Genomic DNA, 24,117 nt, shown 5'->3' with positions numbered 1-24,117 from the left:
TTCCAGGCCGAATCGACGCATTGAGCGGCCATGATAGCGTTGCTGCAGTGCGAGGCGAGCAAAGACGTGCCCGAACGGAGGGGCTGGAGTTTTCCACCGCAATCTGGGTTAATACCCCCACGCGATTGATGCGCTCGTTCCAGGCCCCATATATAAGGCAATGGTGCTCCCAGATGGGGGCCGACCCGGAGTTTTCATGAAGCAGTCCTATCCCGTCCTGCCGCTTCGCGACATCGTCGTCTTCCCGCACATGATCGTGCCGCTGTTCGTCGGCCGTGATAAGTCGGTCGCGGCGCTGGAAGCGGCGATGGCTGCCGACAAGGAGATTTTCCTCGTCGCGCAGCTCGATCCGGCCGAGGATGATCCCGGCCGCGAGGATCTCTACGATACCGGCGTTTCCGCCGAAGTGCTGCAGCTGCTCAAGCTGCCCGACGGCACCGTGCGCGTGCTGGTCGCCGGCAAGGAGCGCGGCAACCTCCTCTCCATCGAGGAGACCGGCGCCTATCTTACCGCCCATGTCGAGCCGGTGGAACAGGGCGACACGTCGCTCGAAGCGGCGCAGGAAGGCGTCGACGAGGCCGTGTCCAATCTCAAGCCCGAGGACCTCAGCCCCGAGCTGAAGGCGCTGATGCGCTCGGTCGTCGAGCAGTTCGAGAATTACGCCAAGCTCAATCGCAAACTGCCGGCCGAGACCGCCGTGCAGCTGGGCGAGCTGGAGGATCCGTCGCGCCTGGCCGACGCGGTCGCCGCCAATATCTCGGTTAAGGTCGCCGACAAGCAGGCCCTGCTGGTCGAGAACGATCCCCAGAAGCGCCTCGAAATGGTGTTCGCCTTCATGGAAGGCGAGCTGGGCGTGCTGCAGGTTGAGAAGAAGATCCGCAGTCGCGTCAAGCGCCAGATGGAGAAGACGCAGCGCGAATACTACCTGAACGAGCAGCTCAAGGCGATCCAGCGCGAGCTGGGCAATGAGGGCGAAGAGGGCGAGGGCGACGAGGTCGCCGAACTCACCCAGAAGATCGCGACGCTCAAGCTCTCCAAGGAAGCCCGCGCCAAGGCGCAGGGCGAGCTGAAGAAGCTCAAGACGATGGCGCCGATGTCGGCCGAGGCCACCGTCGTGCGCAACTATCTGGACGTGCTGCTGGGCCTGCCGTGGGGCAAGAAGTCGAAGCTGAAGAAGGACATTGCCGAGGCGCAGGGCGTGCTCGACCAGGATCACTATGCTCTGGAGAAGGTGAAGGACCGGATCGTCGAGTATCTCGCGGTCCAGGCGCGCACCAACAAGCTGAAGGGGCCGATCCTGTGCCTCGTCGGCCCGCCGGGCGTGGGCAAGACCTCACTGGGCAAGTCGATCGCGAAGGCGACCGGCCGCGAGTTCATCCGCCAGTCGCTGGGCGGCGTGCGCGACGAGGCCGAGATCCGCGGCCACCGCCGGACGTACATCGGCTCGCTGCCGGGCAAGATCGTGTCGAACCTCAAGAAGGCCGGCACTTCGAACCCGCTGTTCCTGCTCGACGAGATCGACAAGCTGGGCCAGGATTTCCGCGGTGATCCGGCCTCGGCGCTGCTGGAAGTGCTGGATCCGGAGCAGAACAGCAAGTTCAACGACCATTATCTGGAGATCGACATCGATCTTTCGGACGTGATGTTCGTGTGCACGGCCAACTCGCTCAACCTGCCGCAGCCGCTGCTCGACCGCATGGAGATCATCCGGCTCGAAGGCTATACCGAGGACGAGAAGGTCGAGATCGCCGAGCGCCACCTCGTAGCCAAGCAGGTCGACGCGCATGGCCTGAAGGACGGCGAGTTCGTCCTCACCAATGCGGGCCTGCGCGACCTGATCCGCTACTACACGCGGGAGGCTGGCGTGCGCACGCTGGAGCGCGAGATCGCCAAGCTTGCGCGCAAGAGCCTGCGCAAGATCCTGGAGGGCAAGGAGACCCAGGTCACCGTCACGCCCGAGAACCTGGCGGACTATGCCGGCGTGCGGAAGTATCGCTTCGGCGTGGGCGAGGAGGAGCATCAGATCGGTGCGGTTACCGGTCTCGCCTGGACCGAAGTGGGCGGCGAGCTGCTGACCATCGAGAGCGTCACCGTGCCCGGCAAGGGCGCGATCAAGACGACCGGCAAGCTGGGCGACGTGATGAAGGAATCGGTGGAAGCCGCGTTCAGCTTCGTCCGCGCGCGCAGCCCGAGCTACGGCATCAAGCCGAGCTTGTTCGCGCGGAAGGACATCCACGTCCACCTGCCCGAAGGCGCGGTGCCGAAGGATGGCCCGTCGGCGGGCATCGGCCTGGTCACGTCGATCGTGTCGACGCTGACCGGCGTGGCGGTCCGCAAGGACGTGGCGATGACGGGCGAAGTGACCCTTCGTGGTCGCGTGCTGCCAATCGGCGGCCTGAAGGAGAAGCTTCTCGCGGCACTGCGGGGCGGCATCAAGATGGTGCTGATCCCCGAGGAGAATGAGAAGGATCTCGCCGAAATCCCTGCGAACATTCGCGAAGGGCTCGAGATTGTCCCGGTTTCGCACGTCGACGAGGTTTTGCGGCTTGCGCTTACCGAGCCGCTCACGGCAATCGACTGGTCGGATGCGGATGAACTCGCGACGCAACCGCCCGCCGGCGTGCCGGCGATCGGAGATGCTTTGCATCATTGACATTCCGTAACTTTTCTGACGCAATTCCGTCCGAAAGGCTTTGACTCCGGCGGCTCGCCCGTGCTGACTCGCACGCCAGCGCAGCCGCCGCGACTCATTCGGCTATCCATCATATCAAACGCGGTATCCCGCACAGTTTCAGGGGGTTTGCACCAGCATGAACAAGCAAGAGCTGATCGGTCAGGTCGCCGATGTTTCCGGCCTGGCCAAGGGTGACGCCGTAAAGGCTGTCGAAGCGGTCTTCGACGTGATCACCGGCGCGCTCAAGAAGGGCGACGAAGTCCGTCTCGTGGGCTTCGGCACCTTCTCGGTCAGCAAGCGCAAGGCATCCACCGGCCGCAATCCGCGCACCGGCGAGGAAATGACCATCAAGGCGTCGAACCAGCCCAAGTTCAAGCCCGGCAAGGTCCTCAAGGATTCGGTGAACTAAGCACCGAAAAAATGCGGGCGGGGTGCGAAACGGGGCTGGACAGGCCCGCATCGGCACCGTAAAGGCCCGCTTCCCGTTTCGGCCGCAGGGTTTTACCCACAGGCCAATGGGCGCGTAGCTCAGTGGTAGAGCACTGTGTTCACACCGCAGGGGTCGCTGGTTCAATCCCAGCCGCGCCCACCATGTAGAGAAGCCCGCCGGACCCCAGGGTCCGGCGGGCTTTTTCGTTGCCCGATGCGCGGGCGGGCGATAGGCGCACGCGCATCCCGATTGCCGGTCTCGCTGGTCGCCGTGCAGGGGCGCGGAGGAGACGGTAGCGATGTTGTGGGCAGGGGCGACGGTCGCGGCGGCGGCATTTCAGGTGGCGCGCAACGCGTTCCAGCGCGGCATGATGGCATCGAGCGGCCCCTGGGGCGCGACGCTGGTGCGCTTCCTGTTCGGTCTGCCTTTCTCGACTGCCTTGATGCTCGGCGCCATTGCCGCGGTTGGGCCCGATCAGCTGCATCCGCAGCTGGGATGGGCGTTCTGGTGGCCGGCGCTGCTCGGCGCGCTGGCGCAGGTGCTGGCAACCGCGGCGCTGCTTCAGGCCATGCACCATGCCGGCTTCGCGGTAGGAACGGCGTTGCAGCAGAGCTCGGTGCCGCTGGCGGCGCTGGCGGGGCTGCTGGTGTTCGGCGACACGCTCAGCCCGCTGGGCTGGCTGGGCGTCGGGGTCACCACGGCGGGCCTGGCGGTGCTGGTCTGGCCGCGCGACATCGGCGGGGAGGGGCGGCTGCTGCCGGGCCTTGTGTTCGGCACGCTTTCCGGTCTGCTCTTCGGCCTTGCGCTCAACGGTTTCCGCCATGCGGGGTTGGCGCTGGAGCCGACGCATCCTTTCTTCGCCGCGATGACCAGCGTCACGCTGGTGCAGGCGGTGCAGACGATCGGCCTCGTCGCCTTCCTGCTGTGGCGCGATCCGGCCGCGTTGCGCGCGGTGATTGCCGGCTGGCGCGGCTCGCTGGGTGCCGGCCTCTTCGGGGCGCTCGCTTCCTCGGGCTGGTTCTTCGCGCTAAATCTTGCCCCGGCAGCGGCGGTGCGGTCGCTTGGCGTGATCGAGATGCCAATCGCCGCGGTAGCGGGGCACCGCCTGTTCCGCGAAGCACTGAGCATGCGGCAGGCCATCGCCGGCCTGGCCGTTTGTATCGGGGTGGTACTCACCGCAGGGCTATAGGGAAGCGCGACGTTCCCGCTCTAAGTGCCTGAAACTGGAACGGCGGCCCGGCGTGGGGCGGTGCCACTAAACTGTCATAATACCGTCATCGTTGCTTCACGATAACCGCATGATCGAGTCATTTGCGCCGTCTAGGGCCCGGGCCGGGCGCAAGAGGGGCATCGCAACGCATCGCCAAGCGCCCGCATTGCAACGAATGACGGGAGATATTGCGCGATGGCGAGCTTCAAGCGCTACGGCCAACTGTTCCTGACGACCGCCGCCACTGCGGCTCTCTCCGCCTGCAACGGCGCGGACAATGTGGCATCGCCGGGCGCGGGCAGCGTCGTGATCGTCACGCCGACGCCGACGCCGACGCCCGTGCCGACCCCGGCGCCGACGGCCGACATCACCGCGGCACAGTTCGCCGCCCAGACCACCGTCAACGGCATCTCGATCACCGCGGACGAGCAGCTTGCGCTGGTGAAGGGCGGCACCAACAACAATGTGAACGGCACGAGCACGGGCCTGAGCGGCCTGTTCCCGGCGACCGCGACGTCGCTGACGACCGCGCTCGATCCCTCGTCACTCGGCAGTTTCTTCACCAGCACCAACTATGTCGGCGCGCTGAACGGCCCCACCGACACGTCGTTCCAGCAGTGGACCTGCAACTCGACCACGGCGAACTTCGGCGGCACCGGCGCGGCCTGCACCGCGGTGCCGGCGGTCGGCACCGGCGGCTCGACCGCGACCTGCCCCACCGGCACCATCGATGACGGCCTGGTGCAGACCTTCCGCGCCTGCCGCCTGCCTGCGGCGATCACCACCGATCTTTCGCTGCCGAAGATCGCGGGCGTCTTCTATCGCCTGCGCGGCCAGACCGAGGTCGGCACCGATCAGGGCGCGACCGGCGGCGCCGGTGTCACGCTGACGATCGCGGCCGGGGTTGTCATCGCCGCGGACTCGAGCGAATCGACCAACGATCTGCTGCTCGTCAACCGCGGCTCGAAGATCCAGGCCGTCGGCACCCGCGACGCGCCGATCGTCTTCACCTCGCAGCAGAACCTGGCGAACAACGGCGTCAGCGATGCGACCCAGGGCCAGTGGGGCGGCATCATCCTGCTCGGCCGTGCCCGCACCGCGGTGTGCGCCACCGGCACCGGCGGCACCAACCCGACGCCGTGCCAGCAGGCGATCGAAGGCGTCACCGGCCGCTTCTACGGCGGCACCGACGACGCCGACAACAGCGGCCAGATGTCCTATGTTCAGATCCGCTATTCGGGCATCGCCATCTCCGACGGCAACGAGCTGCAGGGGCTGACGCTGGGCGGCGTCGGCTCGGGTACGGTGCTCGACCACATCCAGAGCCACAACTCGGCCGATGACGGCATCGAGATTTTCGGCGGCGCCGCGAACATCAAGTATATTGCCGTGACCGGCGCGGACGACGACGGCTTCGATGTCGACAATGGCTGGCGCGGCTTCATGCAGTTCATGATCGCGGCGCAGAAGGTTTCCGGCGCGACCGCCGACTCCTTCTCGACCGAGATCGACTCGAACAACGCCGAGGACCTGCTGCCGCGCACCTGGGGCCGCTACGCCAACTTCACCTTCATCCAGACGGCCATCGCGCCGGCGGCAATTCGCCTGCGGGGTGGTGCGGACATGACCTTCGTCAACGGCGTGGTGAAGTCGCCGTCGGGCGTCGCCTGCGTTAACCTGGTCGCCGGCGAGACGAGCGCCACCGATCGCTCGACCATTCGCGCCAAGAACGACGCGCTGCAGGACCAGGGCCCGCCGGTGTTCAACTCGGTGTTCTTCGCCTGCAACGGCCGCTGACGCCGGACCGACGCGAACCCTTGCCGGGGCGGTGCACGCCATCGCCCCGGCACTGCACCTTCTTCTGACTGGATGACACGGCCATGCAGCGACGCCACGCCTATGCCACGCTTCTTCTTCTGACGTCCCAGCTGGTGCCGGCCGCGGCGCTCGCCCAGAGCAACGCCGCCCCGATGCCGGCCACGCCCGCGCCCGCCGCGCAGGACAGGGCCCAGCAGCAGGACGCGCAGCCGCCGGTCGAGGTTTCGGCCCCGGGCTTCGACAGCGAGGTGCCGGCGGACATCGTCGTCACCGGCCGGTACATCCCCAACGTGGTACGAGCGACGCCCCAGGTCGTCTCCGTCCTGTCGAGCGACGATATCGCCCGGACCGGCGAGGGCGACATCGCCGGCGCGCTGAGCCGCGTGACGGGGCTCAGCGTCGTCGGCGGGGGCTTCGTCTATGTGCGCGGGCTCGGCGACCGCTACTCCTCGTCGCTGCTCAACGGATCGCCGCTGCCGAGCCCGGAGCCGCTGCGCCGCTCCGTCCCGCTCGACATTTTCCCGACGACGATCGTCGGCTCGGCGCTTGTCCAGAAGACCTATTCGGTGAACTATCCGGGCGAGTTCGGCGGCGGCGTTATCAACCTCACGACCAAGGCGATTCCGAAGAAGGATTTCCTGACCTTCGGCGGCTCGCTGGCGGCCGACGACATGACGACGAGCGAGCTCGGCTACACCTATCACGGCGGCAAGCACGACTGGCTGGGCTTTGACGACGGCACGCGCTCGGTGCCCGGCTTCATCCGCAACGCGCCGGGCGGTTCGGGGATCATCCCGGCCGAGCAGGTGCTCCAGCTGTCCAACGCATCGACGACGCTGCTCCAGCGCAATTCGCAGCTTCCGGCGAACTGGTCGGCAGAGATCAGCGGCGGCGGCGCGCTCGATTTCGGCTCGGATCAATTGGGGCTTGTTGCCTCTGTGGGCTATAGCAACACGTGGCGGACGCGCCTGATCACCCAGCAGGACAGCGTCAACGCGCAAGGCGACCTGCGCAACGACTATCGCACGCTGCTGACCGACAACCGGGTGATCGGCAACGCGCTGCTCGGGATCGGCTATGCCTTTGGCGACAACACGATCCGTCTCACCAACGTCTATATTCGCGACGTCCTGAAGCAGGGGCGCGGCTCGGCGGCCGAGGTCTACAACAACGCCAGCGGCCTGCGCTTCCAGCAGAACACCAACTGGTTCCAGCGCGAGCTGTTCGAGACCCAGGCGGTGGGCGAGTTCCGCCCGCTGGACGGCCTCAAGCTCGACGTGCGCGGCGCCTATGCCAATTCCAAGCGCAACGCGCCCTATGAGCGGCAGTTCGACTATCTCTGCTCCAACCGCACCACCACTGGGCAGCCGATCCGCTATGACGGCGGCAACGGCGCGACCGGGTTCCAGTGCGACGGCGCCTATCAGGTGACGCAGCGCTTCTCGCCCTTCGCCTCGATCATCTTCTCTGATCTCAACGAGAATCTGTGGAACGGGCAGGGCGACCTTTCCTACACGCCCGACGCGATCCCGGTGACGCTGTCGACCGGCTATTATTACTCCGATACCAAGCGCTTCTCGCGGCGCCTCCAGTTCAACTACCAGACCAGCGTGGGCGGGGGCACTGCGCCGGGCTATCCGTACAATCTGCTGCGCCCGGATTATTTGCTGAGCCCGGACGTGGTGAACAACGCCTGCCCGCAGGTCGGCACCGGCGCGTGCACCATCCAGCTGCAGTTCAACACGCCGCTCGGCGCCTATGCCTATGATGCCGCACTGCGCATCCATGCGGGCTATCTGCAGGCAGAAACCAGCGCGATCGACAGCCTGCGGGTCGTTGGCGGCGTTCGCTACGAGAAGGCCAAGCAGTCGGTTACGCCGGTCGGCACCACGGGAACTCGTCTGAACAACGATTACTGGCTGCCCGCGCTCACGCTCACCTGGAACTTCGCGCCGGACATGCAGCTGCGCGGCAGCTTCGCCAAGACCATCTCGCGCCCCCAGTTCCGCGAGCTGGCGCCGCAGCAGTTCCGCGATCCTGACTCCGATCGCCTGTTCTTCGGCAACCCGCTGCTGCGCGATTCCAAGCTCGACAATTTCGAGGCGCGCTACGAGTGGTTCTTCGCCCGCGAGCAGCGCTTCACGCTGGCCGGCTTCTACAAACGCATCCTGAACCCGATCGAGCAGGTCGGCTTCTACACCGGCGCCGACGACCGGCTGCAGACCGGCTTCACCAACCTGCCCAAGGCGACGCTGTACGGCGGCGAGGTGGAGGTGCAGAAGCACATTCCGCTGCAGGGGTTGCAGGGCGACTTCTTCGCCAATCGGCGGATCACCGCGATTGCGAACTATACCTACACCCATTCGGAGATCACCGCCGACGGCAGCTGCGCGCCGAACGTCCTCAACCAGACGATCGGCGCCTGCCCGGCGGGCTTTGGTCCGGCCTCGCTGCAATTCCGCGACGGTGCGCCGCTGACCGGCCAGTCGGACCACCTGGTGAACCTGCAGCTGAGCCTGGAGGACACGACCCGGCTTTCGCAGCTTACCTTCCTGTTCAACTATGCGAGCGACCGGGTGACCAACCGTGGTCCCTCGAACCTGTCGGGCACCGGTTTCCAGCCGGACGTCATCGAACGGCCGGGCATCCGCTTCGACATCGTGGCGCGGCAGGGCTTCGAGATCGGCGGCGCCGCGTTCGAACTGAAGCTGGAGGGGCGGAACCTGACCCGCACGCGCTTCAACGAGCGGCAGACCTTCGACAGCGGCAAGATCGTCTATGCCAATCGCTATATCCAGGGCCGCATCCTGAGCATTGGCCTGAGCACGACCTTCTGATCCTGCCGCCTGTTGTGACGATGGGCCCTGGGCATTCCTGCCTCGGGCCCGTTCGTCAGCTCCCCCTCACCATCCCCAGGGACGTTCGCGGAACCACTGGGTGATGACGTACTTGGTCCCGGCGCGCACCTTCATGGCGTGGTGGATCGTTGCCGGATTGACGCTGCCGTCGGGGCGGAGGTTGTTCCAGGCGAGCAGCTTTCCCGCCTCGGGCTGAACGATCTTGTCGATCGCCTTGAACCGCGTTGCCCCGCCGGCTTCAACGGCGTTCAGATACAGCATCACCGTCCAGGTGCGCTGGCCGGCGACACTGCAATATTTGTCGAAATCCGCGCTGCCCGGATCGAAATAGTCGGTGTGCGCCTTGAACTCCTGGCCGACGGCATAGCGCTGCCCCTGCATCGGCTCGGCATGCGCCGGATCGAGGCCGATAAAAGCGAGGACGCGCGCCTTGAGATCGATCGCCAGCGGGTCTTCCGCCGCCAGGTCGCAGGTTTCGCTGGTGCGGAAGGCGTAATCGTCGCCGGCATTGGCGAGGGTGGAGGGCCGGCGCTGCTCGTCGATTCGCGCCATCAGCGCCTGGCACTGCGCCGCATCGAGAAAGTTGCGGACCATGAACAGCGTCACTTTCGCGCTCGGCACCTTCTGTACGCCGGGGAAGGAAAGGATACGCTCTACCACCGCTTCGGACGGGTGGCCGCTGCCCAGCGAGGGGAGAATGGACGCTTGCATGGCGGCGCTTCTGCCAAAACGCTCCAGGCCGCGCCAGCGTGACGCGCGATCGTCATAAATCTGCAGGTCGATCGTCACAAAGCCTGCGTAGCGCGTCGGGGTCCAGCAGGGGGGACCGGTAATGCCCATCGATGTCGAACAGCATGCCCGGACGGCGGGTGAAGCCCCGCGCGCGGGAACAGGCGGTGCGCTGCATCTGGATGCGCTGCTCGCAGAGGCGGCCCAGCTCGAAGCATCGCATCTCCACGTCGAGCCGGGCGCGCACGGCGCCGCGATCTTCTTCCGCGCATCCGGGCTGATCCATCCGTTTCGCGAACTGCCGCGCGGGGAAGGCGATGTGCTGCTCGCGCAAATCGCAGCCGCTGCCGGGCTATCGTCTTCCGGGCGCACGCCGCAGCGCGGCACGCTGCGCTGGGCGGGCGAGGTGGTGGACGTGTTCCTGCTGCCGGTGGTGCAGGGGAACCGCGCCGTTTTGCGCCGCTCGCCGCGCCAGGCCGGGCACCGTGAGCTCGAAGCGCTGGGGATGAGTGCGGCGGTGGCGAACGAGGCACGCATGGTGCTGGAGCGCCCGGGATTGGTGCTGGTGGCCGCACCGGCAGGCCATGGTCGCAGCACGGCGCTTCGCACGTTGCTGATGCTCGCCGTGTCCCGGACCCGGCTGGGCCTGGCGGTGACGACAGGCGCCACGCCCGACATGCTGGGGGTGACCTGGGCCGATGCAGGGGGCATGCCGGCCGGTGAAACGCTGCGCGCCGGGATCGAGCAGGATTTCGACGTGCTGATGATCGACTCGCTGAACGATCGTGCCAGCGCCGCCGCCGCCGTACAGGCGGCGCAGGCGGGCCGGCTGGTACTGGCCGGCATCGAGGCCGGGGACGCCGTGGCGGCGATCCAGCAGATGCGGCACTGGCGGGTCGAGGCGTTCCACCTTGCCTCTGCGCTCAGCCTGGTGCTCGCGCAGCGCCTCGTGCGGCGCCTGTGCGCCGAATGCCGCGAGCCGGTCCAGGCCACGGGATCGGTATCGGCGCTGCTCGGCTTCGATCCCGGCGCGATCGTCTATGCCGCTGCTGGCTGCGGGGCGTGCGAGGGCACCGGATTTGACGGCCAGATCGGCGTTTTCGAATCGATTCGCGGCGACGCGACGATTCGGCGGCTGGTGAACGACGGCGGCGATGCGGCGATTCTCGCGCGACACGCCTTCATCAGCACGCCCAATCTGGGGTCCGCTGCGCGGGCGCTGGCGAGGACCGGGGTGACGACGCCGGAGGAGGCCGTGAGAATTTCGCGAGGATGATGCGTAATGATCTTGCGCTCCTCTTCGGAGCCCGCTAAGCGCGCACTCCTTCACGGCGACCATAGCTCAATCGGTTAGAGCGCTGGTTTGTGGTACCAGAGGTTGCGGGTTCGATCCCCGTTGGTCGCCCCACTTTCCCCCTTCATAACAGCGCGGATCCATCCATGATCACCGACTGGGGCTTTCCCGATTTCGACGACCACGAGGGCGTTCACCTCTTCTCGGATCGGGCTTCGGGCCTTAGCGCGATCATCGCCGTCCACTCGACGGCGCTGGGTGCGGCTGCCGGTGGCGTGCGCTTCTGGCATTATGCCGATCATCGCGCCGCGATCACCGATGCGCTCCGCCTTTCGCGGGGCATGAGCTACAAGAACGCGATGGCCGATCTGCCGATGGGCGGCGGCAAGGGCGTGATCCTCGCCGACAAGCCGGGTGCGGAAGTGACCCAGGCACAGCTCGAGGCGTTCGGCCGTGCGGTCGAATCGCTTCACGGCCGCTATGTGACGGCCGAGGATGTCGGCATGTCCGAAGCCCGCATGAAGGTCGTCGCGACCCAGACCAAGCATGTCTCCGGTCTGCCGGTGGCAGCGGGCAGCGCGGGCGGCGATCCGGGCCCGGTGACGGCGCGCGGCGTCTATCTCGGCGTCAAGGCAGCGGCGAAGCGTGGCCTGGGCGTGGATTCGATGTCGGGTGTCCGGGTTGCGATCCAGGGCGTCGGTTCGGTCGGCGGCGGGCTTGCCCGGCTGCTGGCGGCAGACGGCGCCAAGCTGACGCTGGCCGACGTGCATGGCGACCGCGCGAAGGCGCTGGCCGCCGAGCTGGGCGCAGAAGCGATCGACGCCGATGCGATCCTGACCCACGAGGCGGATATTCTGAGCCCTTGTGCGCTGGGCGCGATCCTCACCGAACAGTCGATCGAGGCATTGCAGGTGCGCGTCGTCGCCGGTGGCGCGAACAACCAGCTCGCCACGCGCGAGGACGGCCATCGCCTGCACGCGCGGGGCATCGTCTATGCGCCGGATTATGTGATCAACGCCGGCGGCATCATCAACGTCGCGCTCGAATATCTGGGGCAGGGCGACCGTTCCGAGGTCGATGCGCGGGTCGAGAAGATCCCGGTGCGTCTCAACCAGGTGTGGGACGAGAGCGCCGCGACCGGCGATCCGTCGAGCGAAGTCGCCGACCGGATCGCCCAGCGCCTCATCGGCCGCTGATTCAAAGACCCTCCCCCTGCCGGGGAGGGTCTTTTGCCATTACAGCCAGCCTGCCGTCTGCGCCGCGAGCCACAGGCCGATCGCGACGAACAGCAGCGCGGCGATGCGGTGGACGGTCGTCAGCGGCACGCGGTCGATCACCGCCTTGCCGAGGAACACCGCCGGCACATTGGCGAGCATCATCCCCAGCGTCGTACCGGCGGTCACGGGCAGGACCGCGTGGAAACGCGCGCCGAGCGCAACCGTGGCGACCTGGGTCTTGTCGCCCATTTCGACCAGGAAGAAGGCGATCGCGGTGGTGAGGAACGCGCCGAACCGCGCGGGCTTGGTCTCTTCGTCCTCGTCCAGCTTGTCCGGGATCAGCGTCCACAGGCCCATCGCGACGAACGAGGCGGCGATCGCATAGCGGAACCACACGCTGTCCAGCAGCCCGGCAACCTCCGCGCCCACCAGCGCGGCGAGGAAATGATTGGCGATGGTCGCGACGAAGATGCCGCAGATGATCGGCACCGGCCGCTTGAAGCGGGTTGCGAGCAGGATCGCCAGCAGCTGGGTCTTGTCACCGATTTCGGCGAGCGCGACCACCGCGGTGGAGGTAAGCAGGGCTTCCAAGAAAATCTCCGGGGCCGGGCGGATGCGAATCCAACGACATCGCATCTCCCCGCCCGGCACGAGCGGAGATGCGACGCCATTGGTCTCGCCCGAACCTTGCGGCTCCGCCTGCGCCATGGCCTCTCGACCAAGTATGTTGACGCAAGCGCCCGGTGCGCGCGGCACCGGCTGGCTACTCCCCAGATGACGGCCGCCGGGTAGCCGAACCTGCGCGGCCTTGCAACCCTGTGCCCAAGGAGGCGCGACCGGTGCAATCGCTGCTTGGAATCGGGGGAGAAACCCGGCTAATCCTCTGCGCGTGCCGATGCTTCACGCCCTCGCCAATCCGGCGCGCTTCCTCAAGATCGCCCGGCCGCTGACGCCGGCCCTGTTCTGGGTCGGTCTCGCGCTGACCCTGTTCGGCGCATGGGGCGGCCTGACCCAGACGCCTGCGGACTATCTGCAGAAGGACAGCGTGCGCATCCTCTACATCCATGTGCCGACCGCCTGGCTCGGCATGGGCGGGTGGAGCAGTCTGGCGGTCGCGTGCCTCAGCTATCTGATCTGGCGGCATCCGCTGGCGATCGTCGCCGCGCGTGCGATTGCGCCGGCGGGCGCAGTGTTCGTCGCGCTGTGCCTCATCACTGGATCGATCTGGGGCCGCCCGACCTGGGGCACCTGGTGGGAATGGGACGGGCGGCTGACCAGCATGCTGCTCCTCTTCTTCGTCTACATCGCCTGGATCGCGCTTGCCCGCGCCGATGCCGAGCGCAGCGGCGATGGACGCATTCCTGCCTTGTTCGGCGTCGCGGGAACCGTGCTGTTGCCTGTCATTCGCTACTCGGTGGTGTGGTGGAACACGCTGCACCAGGGGGAGAGCATCGGCCTCACCCGCAGCAGCATCGACGCCTCGATGCTCTGGCCGTTGTGGTTCACGCTTTCCGGCTTCAGCCTGTTGTTCGGCGCGATCGTGCTGATGCGGATGCGCGCATTGCTTGCACAGCAAAAGGTCGAAGCGCGGCTGCGGCGGAGGGCGGCGCAGTGAACCACTGGTGGTTCGTGACCGCCGCCTATGGAGTGGCGGCCCTCGGCACCGGCGGTCTCGCTGCCGCAAGCTGGTGGGCGATGCGCCGCGCCGAGGCCGCTGCAGACGCGCTCGGGCGTCGCTCGTGAAGGCCAAGCATCAACGCCTGACGCTCGCATTGCTGGCAGTCGCGGCCATCCTCGGCGCCGCACTGCTCGCGCTCTCCGCACTCAAGGACCAGGCAGCGTTCTTCTACGCGCCCGGAGACGTTGCCGGAAAGCCGTTACCGCTCGGCAAGGCGGTGCGGCTGGGCGGCATGGTCGAGAAGGGCTCGCTCACCCGCGCCAAGGACGGCGTTTCGATCGCTTTCAAGGTTACCGACGGCAAGGCAGTGGTGCCGGTGCGCTTTCGTGGCGTCACGCCGGACCTGTTCCGCGAAGGATCGGGCGTGGTCGCCGAGGGGCAATTCCAGCCCGACGGCAGCTTCGCCGCCGACAATCTGCTCGCCAAGCACGACGAGCGCTACATGCCGCCCCAGATGGCGGGGAAGATGCACAAGAGCGAGTCGCTGGAGCCATGATCGCCGAAGCCGGGCTTGCAGCGCTGTGGCTCGCCACTGCCTTTGCCGTCGCGCAGCTGATGCTCGGCGCCGCCGCCGCGCGTGCGGCCGATCCCGGGGCGATCCTGCCCGGGGTACGCAAGATCGCGCTGGTCCAGGGGCTGTTCGCGCTGGTCGCCTTCCTGATCCTGATCTGGCTGTTCGTCACCTCGGACATGTCGGTGCTGCTGGTGGCGGAGAACAGCCACTCGCTCAAGCCGATGCTCTACAAGGTCGCAGGCGCCTGGGGGAACCATGAAGGCTCGATGCTGCTCTGGGTGACCGTGCTGGCCGTGGCAGGGGCCGGGGTGGCGCTGTTCGAGCGGCGACTGGTGGCCGAGACGCTGTCCGCCACGCTCGCGGCACAGGCCGCGATCGCGATCGGCTTCTACGCCTTTCTCGCTTTCGCCTCCAACCCGTTCGCACGGCTGAACCCTGCGCCGGCGGACGGGCAGGGGCTCAACCCGCTGCTGCAGGATCCCGGCCTCGCCTTCCACCCGCCGACGCTCTACCTCGGCTATGTCGGTCTTTCCGTGGCGTTCAGCTTCGCGGTCGCCGCCTTGCTGATGCGCGACGTAGGCCCGGCCTTCGCCAAGGCGATGCGGCCCTGGGTCCTGGCTGCCTGGATCTTCCTGACGATCGGCATCACCGCCGGCAGCTACTGGGCCTATTACGAGCTCGGCTGGGGCGGCTGGTGGTTCTGGGATCCAGTGGAGAATGCCTCGCTGATGCCCTGGCTGGCGGCGACGGCCTTGCTCCATTCGGTCAACGTGCTGGCAACGCGCGACGGGCTGCGCGCCTGGACGCTGATGCTGGCCGTGGTCGCCTTCTCGATGTCGATGGTCGGCACCTTTCTGGTCCGCTCGGGCATCCTGGTGAGCGTCCATTCCTTTGCGGTCGACCCGACACGGGGCAGCTTCCTGCTCGCGCTGCTCGGCCTCTATATCGGTGGTGCGCTGGTGCTGTTCGGCGCGCGCGTCGGCACGGTGACGCAAGGGGCGACCTTCCAGCTGGTCAGCCGCGAGGCGGCGCTGGTGCTCAACAATCTGCTGCTCAGCGTGATCCTAGGCGTGGTGCTGATCGGCACGCTCTATCCACTGGTGGCGCAGGCGATGGGCGTGCAGCTCTCGATCGGCGCGCCCTTCTTCGAGAAGACCGCGGTGCCGATCGCGCTGTTCCTGGTGGCCGGCACGGCGGCGGGGCCGCTCTTGCGCTGGCGCAAGGATTCGGCGCAGGCGCTGCTATCCCGCCTTACCATCCCCGTCGCGGTGGCCGGCGTGACGTTCGCGCTGTTCTTCGCGATATCCGGCTTCGCCTCGCCCATCGCGGTGCTGGTGCTGGCGCTCGCCTTCGGGCTGGGCGCGGCCAGCCTGGCGCCGCTGTGGAAGCGCAAGCTCCGTCGCACACCGCTGCCGATCTACGGCATGGTCGTCGCGCATCTGGGCATCGCGGTGAGCCTTGCCGGCATGGCCGCCGACACGCTGTTCAAGCAGGAGCGACTGGCGGCGGTCGCGGTGGGCGACAATCTCACCGTCGGCCCCTTCAAGGTGACGCTGGCCGACGTACGGCCCACCGTCGGCCCCAACTGGTCGGCGATGGAAGCGCGGCTGCAGGTGCAGCGGGGGGCGGGCGAACCGTTCGAGCTGCTGCCCCAGCAGCGCTTCTTCGCCAATCCGCCGACGAACACCAGCGAGGCGGCCATCGCCACCTTGTGGGACGGCCAGGTCTATACCGTGCTCGGCGCGGCGGACGGGGCGGGGCGCTGGCAGCTTCGCCTGTGGTGGAAGCCGTTTGTGACCTTGATCTGGGCAGGCGGCGGGCTGATCGCGCTAGGCGGCATCCTTTCTCTGCTGGGCCGGGTGCTGCGGGCGCGGCGCGATGCGCTGGCGCAGGAGGAATGGGCATGAAGAAGCTGCTGATCTGGCTGCCCCTCGCACTGTTCCTGCTGGTCTTCGCACTGGTGGTGAACGGGCTGATCGAGCCGAGCGACCGCATCGTCCGCTCGGCGATGATCGGCAAGCCGCTGCCGGCGATGCAGTTGCCCGCCATTGTGCAGGGCAAGCCCGGCATCGACACTGCGGCCTGGCCCAAGGGCAAGCCCCGCCTGCTCAACGTCTTCGCCAGCTGGTGCATCCCCTGCGTGGCCGAGGCGCCGCAACTGCTGAAACTGCGTCAGGCGGGCGCGCAGATCGACGCGATCGCCGTGCGCGATACCGCCTCCGCCGTGCAGGACTTCCTTGCCCGCCACGGCGATCCCTACACGCGGATCGGCGACGATCCTGCGATGCGGGCCCAGCTCTCGCTCGGGTCTTCCGGCGTGCCGGAGACCTTCGTGATCGACTCGCGGGGCGTGATCGTCGACCAGCATGTCGGGGATATTCGTGCGGAGGATGTGCCGAAGCTGCTGGCAGCGCTGGAGAAGGCCCGGTGAGGCGAGCGCTGCTGCCGATCGCGCTGCTGCTCGCCGGCGGGGCGCAGGCGGATTCCAGCCTGCCCCCATCGCCGCTCGCCTACACCCAGCTGCCCGATGCCGATCAGGAGGCGCAGGCCAAGGCGCTGATGGAGACGCTTCGCTGCCTCGTCTGCCAGGGCCAGAGCATCGCCGACAGCGACGCCGACATGGCAGGGGAAATGCGCGCGCTCGTTCGCCAGCGGATCGCGGCGGGGGAGCGCCCGGCTCAGGTCCGCAAGTGGCTGATGGAACGCTATGGCGACTATGTTACCTACGACCCGCCGCTAAGCTGGGCTACCGTGCCGCTGTGGCTCACGCCGCTGGTGCTGCTGGGCCTTGGCGTGCTGATCGCGCGGCGCCTGTTCCGCCGGAGGATGGCCTGATGGGGTGGCTGGTATTCGGCGTCTTCACCTTTATGGCGGGCATGCTATTGCTACTCATTCGCTTCCCGCGACGGCTTTGGACGCTGCCGGCGATGGCCATCATGCTGGCCGGCGCCGGCTACGCCTGGCAGGGGCAGCCCAGCCTTCCGGACCATCCGGTGGAAGCCGTTGCCAGCGCCCGTCCGCTCGACCCGGATCTGATCGCGGTGCGCGAAGGGCTCTTCGGCCGGTTCAACTTCGACTACAGCTATTTCATGGCCGCAGATGCGATGACGCGGGCGGGGGCGCCGCAACTGGCGGCAACGGTGATGTTGGGGGCGGTGCGCAAGGCGCCGGTCGACGCGGGCCTGTGGGCAGGATTGGGCCTGGCACTGGCCGAACATGACGGCGACCAGCTTTCCCCGGCGGCGCGCTTTGCGTTCGACAAGGCGGTGGAACTGGCGCCTCGCCATCCGGGGCCGCCCTTTTTCCGGGGGGTGGCGCTTGCCCGCTCCGGGGACCTGGAGGCGGCGCGTCGCGAATGGGGCAGCGCGATGCGCCTGTTGCCGAAGGAGGCGAGCTTTCGTGACGACATGGTGCGCGTGATGCTGAAGCTGGATCCGGGTCTTGCCGCCGCCGCCGCAGCCGGCGCGGCACCGCCAAATCCGCCGGTTGCCCGCTAACGACTCGTTATCCCTCTATATTGGAACGAGCATCGCCAGAGCGCGGTGCAAGGATTCCAGCGTATACAGGGGCGAGAATGCATATCGGGAAGGTGAAGGCGGCCGGCCAGAAGCAGCAGGGCCTGAACGAGGCCGACCACGCCGCCTATGCGCAGGCAGAAGACATGCTGTGGGTCATGCTAGAGGATCTGCTGGCGCCCGACGATCGCCCCGAAATGTGGGCGGCGTTCCCCCAGTTCCTCTCGGCGCTCCCGCTGTTTTCGACAGTGGTGCGGAACGCGCATGCCAAGATTTTGAAGGGCGACGCGACCGTGACCCTGCCGGTCGCGCTCGCGCTCGAAACCGTCCTTGGGATGTGCGAAGCCCATGAGGGCAACCTGAGTCACGCTATCTCGCGCCTGAACCATATCGCCACGATCGCCAACGATACGCCGGCGGTGCAGGGCGCGCTGTTCTACGTTTACGGCCTGGCGGATCCGGAGAACCCGAAATACCGCCTTGAAGGCCGTTTTTGCAGCAAGCCGTTCCAGGAGCTTCATGTTCTGGAACGATCGACCCACCAGTGCTGCGCGAGCTGGCTGTACAAGTCCGCCGGCAACCTGGCGCAGGCGGACTGGCAGGACGTATGGAATTCCGACGCGGCGCAGGAAGTGCGCGCCAGCATCCATGACGGCAGCTTCAGGCAGTGCAACAAGATGGCCTGTCCGGAAATCCAGGCGGGCACGCTGCCGACGCGAGAAGAAGCGATGGCGCGCTGGCCGTCGCTGGCAAGGCTGATCGCGGAGCGCGAGACGGCGATGCCAGCGGGACCCGAAGAGGTGAACCTCGCCTATGACGCGACGTGCAACCTTTCCTGCCCAAGCTGCCGTACCGAGAAGGTCGCGGCTGACGCTGCCACCCGCGAACGCTATGCGGAGATGCAAGAGCGGGCGATCCTGCCGATGCTGCGCGAGGCGAAGTCGGTGTTCATCACCGGATCGGGCGATCCGTTCGCCAGCAAGAATTTCCGCCAGCTGATGGAGCGGCTGACACCGGATGAGTATCCCGATCTGCGCTTCCGCATCATGACCAATGCGATGCTGTTCACGCCGCGGGAGTGGGAGAAGTTTCCGGCGCTGCATGCCCGCGTCCAGTCGCTGCAGATCAGCATCGACGGGGCGTCCAAGCACACGCATGAGTTGCTCCGTCGCGGCGCGCGCTGGGAGGTGATGGAGCAGAATTTGCGCTTCGCCGCCGATCTGCTGGCGCAGGGGATGGTGGAGGCGCTGTACCTCAGCTTCACCGTGCAGGTGGATAATTTCCACGAGATGGGTGCAGCGGTCGATCTCGCCGAGAGCCTTGGCGTCACCGGCCTTTATTTCGGCAAGATGACCAACTGGGGCACCTTCTCGTCGGAGGAATATGCGCAGAAGGCGGTATTCGTGCCGGCCCACCCGCAATACCGGGCGTTCCTCGCCGCGATGGCCGATCCACGCCTGCGTTCGCCGCGCGTGATCCTCGGCAACCTGATCGATTATCTTCCCGAGCGGCTGGCGCAGGCAGCCTGACCTTTTACCCCCCCCGCCCCGACGATGGTCGGGGCGCGGCGCAAACGGGGTCAGCCGGCCCAGGCTTCGAACGGCAGGTCGAGCGCGTCGGCCACCGCCCGGTGACGGATCTTGCCGCCCGAGACGTTGAGTCCGTTGGCGAGGTGGCGGTCCGCCTTCATGGCGGCTTCCGCACCCTGGTTGGCCAGCTTCAGCACGAAGGGCAGCGTGGCGTTGTTCAGCGCGAAGGCCGAGGTGCGGGCGACCGCGCCCGGCATGTTCGCCACGCAATAATGGATCACGCCGTCGATTTCGAACACGGGATCGTCATGCGTGGTCGCGCGGCTGGTCTCGAAGCAGCCGCCCTGGTCGATCGCGATGTCGACCAGCACCGATCCGCGCATCATCGTCTTCAGCATGTCGCGGGTGACGAGCTTTGGCGCCGCAGCACCTGGCACCAGCACCGCGCCGATCACCACCTGCGAGGTGCGCACCGCCTCGGCGATCGCCGACTTGCTGGCATAGGCGGTCTTGATCTGGCTGCCGAAATGCATGTCGAGCTCGGCGAGGCGCTCGTTGTTGATGTCGTAGATCGTCACGTCGGCGCGCTGGCCGGTCGCCATCTGCGCGGCGTTGATGCCCGATACGCCGCCGCCGAGGATGGCGACCTTGCACGGTGCCACGCCCGGCACGCCGCCCAGCAGCTCGCCGCGGCCGCCCTGTTCCTTCTCGAGATAGTGCGAGGCGACCTGGACCGACATGCGGCCGGCGACTTCGCTCATCGGCTTGAGCAGGGGCAGGGCGCCCGAATTCGAGGTCACCGTTTCATAGGCGATGCAAGTAGCACCCGACTTGATCAGGCCCTCCGCCTGCGGCTTGTCGGCGGCGAGGTGGAGATAGGTGAACAGCAGGTGCCGGGGCTCGAGCAGGGCGATCTCCTGCGGCTGCGGCTCCTTTACCTTCACGATCATGTCCGACTGGGCGAACACCGTCTTCGCATCGGGCGCGATCTCGGCGTCCACCGCGGTGTAGGCCGAATCGTCGAAATCGATGCCCATGCCGGCCTTGGTCTCGACCAGCACGCTGTGGCCGGCATGGACCAGCTCCGCCACCGAGGCGGGGGTGAGGCCGACGCGATATTCGTGGTTCTTGATTTCCTTGGGTACGCCGATGCGCATGGGAACTCTCCTAAGTTTTGATGGCATCCTATATCGCGAAGCGGCACCGCAAATCCCTGCAAACCAAAGCTCCTTCCAGCGTGGCTATGCATGGATCTTGTGTTTCGACGAAGTTTCCCCGCATTCCATGCAAGATGGACCGAATCGACACGGCAATTCTCAAGCTGCTTGCCGCAGACGCGCGCGCGCCGGTCAGCCAGATCGCGGCTGGGGTGGGGCTGTCGCAATCTGCATGCACGCGCCGGATCCAGGCGCTGGAGGCGGGCGGGATGATCCGGGGCTATGGGGCCCGACTCGACCATCGCCGGATCGGCTTCCGGGTAACGGCGCTGGTCGACATCACGCTCGGCACGCAGGTGGAGGAGGATCTGGCGCAGTTCGAGGACGCGGTCGGCAAGATCGACGGCGTGGTGGAATGCGCGCTGGTCTCTGGCGGACAGGACTATCGCCTGAAGATCCTGTGCCGGGACCTCGACGATTACGAGCGGCTCCACCGCGAACATCTCGGCCGGCTCCCCGGCGTGGTCACGATCAACAGCAGCTTCGTCTTGCGCGAGGTGCCGACTCGCGGCGAAGGCGATGCCTTGTTCGGGGCCGCGCGATGACTATGTTGGGCCTCGTTGGAACGGGCGGTACGCTGGTGCGTCTAGCCGCCCAGGACACGCTTGTTGATAGGGCATGTTGCGCATGCTAACGGCCCGCATCCTGATAATGATGAGAACACAGGTCTCTATGGCCAGGTCGGTTCGCTACTCTCAGCGTCAGTCGCAACGGTGAACACCGCCGCGACCGGAGACGCTGCCGCGCTCCTCCCCGATTCGGAACCGCATGGCGGGCATGGTCATCACGGCCAGGACCCGACGTGGAAACTCGCCCTCGGTGCCATCGGCATCGTGTTCGGCGATATCGGTACCAGCCCGCTCTATGCGTTTCGCGAAACCTTCGCGAACGAGCATCACGAGCTGCCCCTCGACACGCCGCATGTGCTGGGTGCGATCAGCCTGATGTTCTGGTCGATGATGGTGGTGGTGACGCTGAAATACGTCACAATCATCATGCGGGCGGACAACAAGGGCGAGGGCGGCAGCCTGGCGCTGCTCGCACTGATCTCGGGTCGAGGCGGCCAGCGCCGCTGGACCCAGGGGATCGTGCTGCTCGGCGTGTTCGCCACCGCGCTGTTCTACGGCGATTCGATGATCACCCCGGCGGTGTCGGTGCTGTCCGCAGTCGAGGGCCTTGCCGTCGCGGCGCCCGGCTTCCACCGCCTGGTGGTGCCGATCGCGGTCGTGATCCTCGTCATGCTGTTCTCGATCCAGCGGACCGGCACCGCGCGCGTCGGCGCGTTCTTCGGGCCGGTGATGATCTTCTACTTCCTCGTCATCGCGACGCTGGGGGCGATCAGCATGGTGCAGACGCCCTATATCCTGCAGGCGCTGTCGCCGCACCACGCGGTGCATTTCTTCACGCTCGATCCGCTGCGCGCCTTCCTTGCACTCGGCTCCATCGTGCTGGCGGTGACCGGCGCCGAAGCGCTTTACGCCGATATGGGCCATTTCGGCCGCAACCCGATCCGCGTCTCCTGGCTGTGGTTCGTGCTGCCGGCGCTGATGATCAACTATATGGGGCAGGGCGCGCTGCTGATCCGGGACGCCGAGGCGCTGCGCAGCCCCTTCTATCTGCTCGCCCCCGAGGCGTTGCGGCTGCCGCTGGTGTTCGTCGCCACGGCTGCGGCGATCATCGCCAGCCAGGCGGTGATCTCGGGCGCCTTCTCGGTGACGCAGCAGGCGATCCAGCTCGGCTTCGTGCCGCGCTTGCGCATCGACCATACCAGCGCGGCGACCGCCGGGCAGATCTACATTCCGATCATCAACTGGGCGCTGATGATCATGGTGATCCTGCTGGTGCTCAGCTTCCAGACCTCGTCGAACCTCACCGCTGCGTACGGCATTGCCGTCACCGGTGCGATGCTGATCGACAACTGCCTGCTGGCGGTGGTGCTGTTCAACCTGTGGCACTGGAAGAAGCGCTACGCGATTCCGCTGCTGGCGGTGTTCTTCACGGTCGACCTCGCTTATTTCGCGGCCAACCTCACCAAGGTCCCCGATGGCGGCTGGTTCCCGCTGATGGTGGGCTTCATCGTGTTCACGCTGCTGACCACCTGGGCCAAGGGGCGCAAGCTGATGATTGCCCGGCTGCGCGAGAGCGCCATGCCGATCCAGATCTTCATCGAATCGGCCGCCAACGCCGCCACCCGCGTGCGCGGCACCGCGGTGTTCATGACGTCGACGCCGGACGGCGTGCCCCACGCGCTGCTCCACAACCTCAAGCACAACAAGGTGCTGCACGACCGGGTGATTCTGCTGACCGTTAAGATCAGCGACGTCCCCTATGTGCCCGAGGAGAAGCGCATGGTGGTGGAGGATCTCGGCAAGGGATTCCACCGCATGATCCTCTATTACGGCTTCATGCAGGAGGCGGACGTGCCGGCGGCGCTCAAGTCGGTCGATGCGTGCGGGGCCGAGTTCAAGATGATGGAGACCAGCTTCTTCCTGGCACGACAGACCCTGCTGCCGTCGTCGCGGCCGGGGATGATGATCTGGCGCGAGAAGCTGTTCGCCTGGATGCTGCGCAATGCCGAAAGCGCGATGGAGTTCTTCCGCCTGCCGACCAACCGCGTCGTCGAGCTGGGCAGCCAGGTGGAGATTTGAGCGGGGCGCCAGCCCCGCTGATCGTCACCGCGCTGTTCGGACGCCAGGATCAGGCGTGGTTCGATTCGCTTCGGCGCGCGCACTTCCCGCCCGAGCGGAACCAGCTCGATGCGCACCTCACCCTGTTCCACCATCTGCCGCCTTCGGTGGCGGAGGAACTCAAGCGTCGCCTCAACCACGAGACGCGCGGCATGCGCGCGCCGCGTGCGCAGGTCAGCGGGTTGATGTCGCTGGGGCAGGGCGTCGCCTACCGAATCGAGGCACCCGAGCTCGATGCGATTCGCGCGGGCCTGCTGGAGGCGTTTTCGGGGCTGCTCACACCCCAGGATGCGGGCCGCTGGCGGCCGCATGTGACGGTGCAGAACAAGGTTCGGCCGGTACTTGCCAAGGCGCTGCTGCGCGCGCTGGAAGCGGATTTCACACCGAAAACCGTGGAAATAGCGGGGCTTGCCAGCTGGTGGTATCGCGGCGGCCCCTGGGAATTGCATTCTCGTCACATGTTCGCTTGACGGATCGTGCGCACCGACATAGATGGCCCGCTCTCGCTTCGGGGCGGAGTAGCTCAGTTGGTTAGAGCAGCGGAATCATAATCCGCGTGTCGGGGGTTCAAGTCCCTCCTCCGCTACCATACCCGAACGCGCAAAGGCGCAGGCGAGCCGCATCGAGAACGGTGCGGCAGGGCCGATCAGCCCCCCCGGACGGTACAGATGTACCGTTGCTCCCCGCAAGGCGAACCCCTCCGACCTAGCGCTGGCGACCTGCCTGTCGGCATATGCGCTGCCGTCC

21 protein-coding genes, 3 tRNA genes and 1 riboswitch are annotated in these 24,117 nt (G+C 66.8%); of the genes, 21 read left to right on the top strand and 3 right to left on the bottom strand.

Annotated features, from left to right (window positions below):
- The first annotated feature begins 196 nt into the window (after positions 1–196).
- From lon to V7E00_RS08970, 6 genes are all read left to right on the top strand, one after another.
- The gene (gene lon, locus V7E00_RS08995; RefSeq protein ID WP_333572275.1) at positions 197–2,653 is read left to right on the top strand and encodes an endopeptidase La; all 2,457 of its coding nucleotides are present in this window, start codon (positions 197–199) and stop codon (positions 2,651–2,653) included.
- 157 nt (positions 2,654–2,810) lie between these two features.
- Positions 2,811–3,083, top strand: a complete 273-nt coding sequence (locus V7E00_RS08990) for an HU family DNA-binding protein (protein WP_064311555.1) — start codon at positions 2,811–2,813, stop codon at positions 3,081–3,083.
- Positions 3,084–3,191: 108 nt separating this feature from the next.
- Positions 3,192–3,266: transfer RNA gene (locus V7E00_RS08985), tRNA-Val, on the top strand.
- Positions 3,267–3,402: 136 nt separating this feature from the next.
- Positions 3,403–4,293 (top strand): DMT family transporter, encoded by an 891-nt coding sequence (locus V7E00_RS08980; protein WP_333572274.1) that lies wholly within the window; start codon positions 3,403–3,405, stop codon positions 4,291–4,293.
- 216 nt (positions 4,294–4,509) lie between these two features.
- Positions 4,510–6,111 (top strand): hypothetical protein, encoded by a 1,602-nt coding sequence (locus V7E00_RS08975; protein WP_333572273.1) that lies wholly within the window; start codon positions 4,510–4,512, stop codon positions 6,109–6,111.
- An 83-nt stretch (positions 6,112–6,194) separates the two neighbouring features.
- Complete coding sequence (locus V7E00_RS08970; protein ID WP_333572272.1) at positions 6,195–8,969, top strand: TonB-dependent receptor domain-containing protein; 2,775 nt, start codon at positions 6,195–6,197, stop codon at positions 8,967–8,969.
- 66 nt (positions 8,970–9,035) lie between these two features.
- Here the strand turns inward: V7E00_RS08970 and V7E00_RS08965 are convergent, their stop codons facing one another.
- Positions 9,036–9,701, bottom strand: a complete 666-nt coding sequence (locus V7E00_RS08965) for a prolyl hydroxylase family protein (RefSeq protein WP_333572415.1) — start codon at positions 9,699–9,701, stop codon at positions 9,036–9,038.
- 121 nt (positions 9,702–9,822) lie between these two features.
- Here V7E00_RS08965 and V7E00_RS08960 point away from each other — a divergent pair, with 121 nt between their 5' ends.
- The 3 genes from V7E00_RS08960 (at position 9,823) to V7E00_RS08950 (ending at position 12,209) form a co-directional block, all read left to right on the top strand.
- Positions 9,823–10,995, top strand: a complete 1,173-nt coding sequence (locus V7E00_RS08960) for a GspE/PulE family protein (protein ID WP_333572271.1) — start codon at positions 9,823–9,825, stop codon at positions 10,993–10,995.
- A gap of 55 nt (positions 10,996–11,050) precedes the next feature.
- Positions 11,051–11,127: transfer RNA gene (locus V7E00_RS08955), tRNA-His, on the top strand.
- A gap of 32 nt (positions 11,128–11,159) precedes the next feature.
- On the top strand, positions 11,160–12,209 hold the full coding sequence (locus V7E00_RS08950) for a Glu/Leu/Phe/Val family dehydrogenase (protein ID WP_333572270.1): 1,050 nt from the start codon (positions 11,160–11,162) through the stop codon (positions 12,207–12,209).
- A gap of 39 nt (positions 12,210–12,248) precedes the next feature.
- Here V7E00_RS08950 and V7E00_RS08945 read toward each other — a convergent pair whose 3' ends face one another.
- Positions 12,249–12,821: a TMEM165/GDT1 family protein gene (locus tag V7E00_RS08945; protein ID WP_333572269.1), complete on the bottom strand. Its 573-nt coding sequence runs from the start codon at positions 12,819–12,821 to the stop codon at positions 12,249–12,251.
- Positions 12,822–12,831: 10 nt separating this feature from the next.
- A riboswitch (yybP-ykoY riboswitch) is annotated at positions 12,832–13,015 on the bottom strand.
- A gap of 110 nt (positions 13,016–13,125) precedes the next feature.
- Here V7E00_RS08945 and ccmC point away from each other — a divergent pair.
- The 8 genes from ccmC (at position 13,126) to V7E00_RS08905 (ending at position 19,466) form a co-directional block, all read left to right on the top strand.
- Positions 13,126–13,845 carry a heme ABC transporter permease CcmC gene (ccmC, locus tag V7E00_RS08940; protein ID WP_333572414.1) on the top strand — a complete coding sequence of 240 codons (720 nt, stop codon included), beginning with the start codon at positions 13,126–13,128 and terminating at the stop codon, positions 13,843–13,845.
- The gene (ccmD, locus tag V7E00_RS08935) at positions 13,842–13,973 is read left to right on the top strand and encodes a heme exporter protein CcmD (protein ID WP_333572268.1); all 132 of its coding nucleotides are present in this window, start codon (positions 13,842–13,844) and stop codon (positions 13,971–13,973) included. The genes ccmC and ccmD overlap by 4 nt, the downstream gene beginning before the upstream one ends.
- Positions 13,970–14,404, top strand: a complete 435-nt coding sequence (ccmE, locus tag V7E00_RS08930; protein WP_333572267.1) for a cytochrome c maturation protein CcmE — start codon at positions 13,970–13,972, stop codon at positions 14,402–14,404. Before ccmD ends, ccmE begins: the two co-directional genes overlap by 4 nt.
- Positions 14,401–16,329: a heme lyase CcmF/NrfE family subunit gene (locus V7E00_RS08925; protein WP_333572266.1), complete on the top strand. Its 1,929-nt coding sequence runs from the start codon at positions 14,401–14,403 to the stop codon at positions 16,327–16,329. Before ccmE ends, V7E00_RS08925 begins: the two co-directional genes overlap by 4 nt.
- Entirely contained in the window at positions 16,326–16,853 is a 528-nt protein-coding gene (locus V7E00_RS08920; protein WP_333572265.1) for a redoxin family protein, read from the top strand. Before V7E00_RS08925 ends, V7E00_RS08920 begins: the two co-directional genes overlap by 4 nt.
- Positions 16,850–17,257 (top strand): cytochrome c-type biogenesis protein, encoded by a 408-nt coding sequence (locus V7E00_RS08915; protein WP_333572264.1) that lies wholly within the window; start codon positions 16,850–16,852, stop codon positions 17,255–17,257. Before V7E00_RS08920 ends, V7E00_RS08915 begins: the two co-directional genes overlap by 4 nt.
- 41 nt (positions 17,258–17,298) lie before the next feature.
- On the top strand, positions 17,299–17,919 hold the full coding sequence (locus tag V7E00_RS08910; RefSeq protein WP_333572263.1) for a tetratricopeptide repeat protein: 621 nt from the start codon (positions 17,299–17,301) through the stop codon (positions 17,917–17,919).
- 77 nt (positions 17,920–17,996) lie between these two features.
- A complete protein-coding gene (locus V7E00_RS08905) occupies positions 17,997–19,466 on the top strand; it encodes a radical SAM protein (protein ID WP_333572262.1) in 1,470 nt (489 codons plus the stop codon).
- A 50-nt stretch (positions 19,467–19,516) separates the two neighbouring features.
- Here the strand turns inward: V7E00_RS08905 and ald are convergent, their stop codons facing one another.
- Positions 19,517–20,623: an alanine dehydrogenase gene (ald, locus tag V7E00_RS08900; RefSeq protein WP_333572261.1), complete on the bottom strand. Its 1,107-nt coding sequence runs from the start codon at positions 20,621–20,623 to the stop codon at positions 19,517–19,519.
- Between the two features lie 134 nt (positions 20,624–20,757).
- Between ald and V7E00_RS08895 the strand changes: the two genes are divergently transcribed.
- From V7E00_RS08895 to V7E00_RS08880, 4 genes are all read left to right on the top strand, one after another.
- Positions 20,758–21,228: an Lrp/AsnC family transcriptional regulator gene (locus V7E00_RS08895; RefSeq protein ID WP_333572260.1), complete on the top strand. Its 471-nt coding sequence runs from the start codon at positions 20,758–20,760 to the stop codon at positions 21,226–21,228.
- A gap of 168 nt (positions 21,229–21,396) precedes the next feature.
- Entirely contained in the window at positions 21,397–23,331 is a 1,935-nt protein-coding gene (locus V7E00_RS08890; protein WP_333572259.1) for a potassium transporter Kup, read from the top strand.
- Positions 23,328–23,840: a 2'-5' RNA ligase family protein gene (locus tag V7E00_RS08885; RefSeq protein WP_333572258.1), complete on the top strand. Its 513-nt coding sequence runs from the start codon at positions 23,328–23,330 to the stop codon at positions 23,838–23,840. Before V7E00_RS08890 ends, V7E00_RS08885 begins: the two co-directional genes overlap by 4 nt.
- Before the next feature lie 42 nt (positions 23,841–23,882).
- Positions 23,883–23,959, top strand: a tRNA-Met gene (locus V7E00_RS08880).
- The last annotated feature ends 158 nt before the right edge of the window (positions 23,960–24,117 follow it).

This window comes from Sphingomonas sp. (assembly GCF_036731925.1).
Taxonomy (GTDB): domain Bacteria; phylum Pseudomonadota; class Alphaproteobacteria; order Sphingomonadales; family Sphingomonadaceae; genus Sphingomonas.
This window is presented reverse-complemented; position numbering and strand designations above follow the sequence as displayed.

Coding starts and splice junctions, on each gene's coding strand:
- ald (WP_333572261.1), bottom strand. CDS start 20,623: ATGCGCATCGGCGTACCCAAGGAAATCAAGAACCACGAATATCGCGTC.
- V7E00_RS08910 (WP_333572263.1), top strand. CDS start 17,299: ATGCTATTGCTACTCATTCGCTTCCCGCGACGGCTTTGGACGCTGCCG.
- V7E00_RS08950 (WP_333572270.1), top strand. CDS start 11,160: ATGATCACCGACTGGGGCTTTCCCGATTTCGACGACCACGAGGGCGTT.
- V7E00_RS08960 (WP_333572271.1), top strand. CDS start 9,823: ATGCCCATCGATGTCGAACAGCATGCCCGGACGGCGGGTGAAGCCCCG.
- V7E00_RS08975 (WP_333572273.1), top strand. CDS start 4,510: ATGGCGAGCTTCAAGCGCTACGGCCAACTGTTCCTGACGACCGCCGCC.
- V7E00_RS08905 (WP_333572262.1), top strand. CDS start 17,997: ATGCATATCGGGAAGGTGAAGGCGGCCGGCCAGAAGCAGCAGGGCCTG.
- lon (WP_333572275.1), top strand. CDS start 197: ATGAAGCAGTCCTATCCCGTCCTGCCGCTTCGCGACATCGTCGTCTTC.
- V7E00_RS08920 (WP_333572265.1), top strand. CDS start 16,326: ATGAAGAAGCTGCTGATCTGGCTGCCCCTCGCACTGTTCCTGCTGGTC.
- V7E00_RS08980 (WP_333572274.1), top strand. CDS start 3,403: ATGTTGTGGGCAGGGGCGACGGTCGCGGCGGCGGCATTTCAGGTGGCG.
- V7E00_RS08895 (WP_333572260.1), top strand. CDS start 20,758: ATGGACCGAATCGACACGGCAATTCTCAAGCTGCTTGCCGCAGACGCG.
- ccmC (WP_333572414.1), top strand. CDS start 13,126: ATGCTTCACGCCCTCGCCAATCCGGCGCGCTTCCTCAAGATCGCCCGG.
- V7E00_RS08965 (WP_333572415.1), bottom strand. CDS start 9,701: ATGCAAGCGTCCATTCTCCCCTCGCTGGGCAGCGGCCACCCGTCCGAA.
- V7E00_RS08970 (WP_333572272.1), top strand. CDS start 6,195: ATGCAGCGACGCCACGCCTATGCCACGCTTCTTCTTCTGACGTCCCAG.
- V7E00_RS08925 (WP_333572266.1), top strand. CDS start 14,401: ATGATCGCCGAAGCCGGGCTTGCAGCGCTGTGGCTCGCCACTGCCTTT.
- V7E00_RS08990 (WP_064311555.1), top strand. CDS start 2,811: ATGAACAAGCAAGAGCTGATCGGTCAGGTCGCCGATGTTTCCGGCCTG.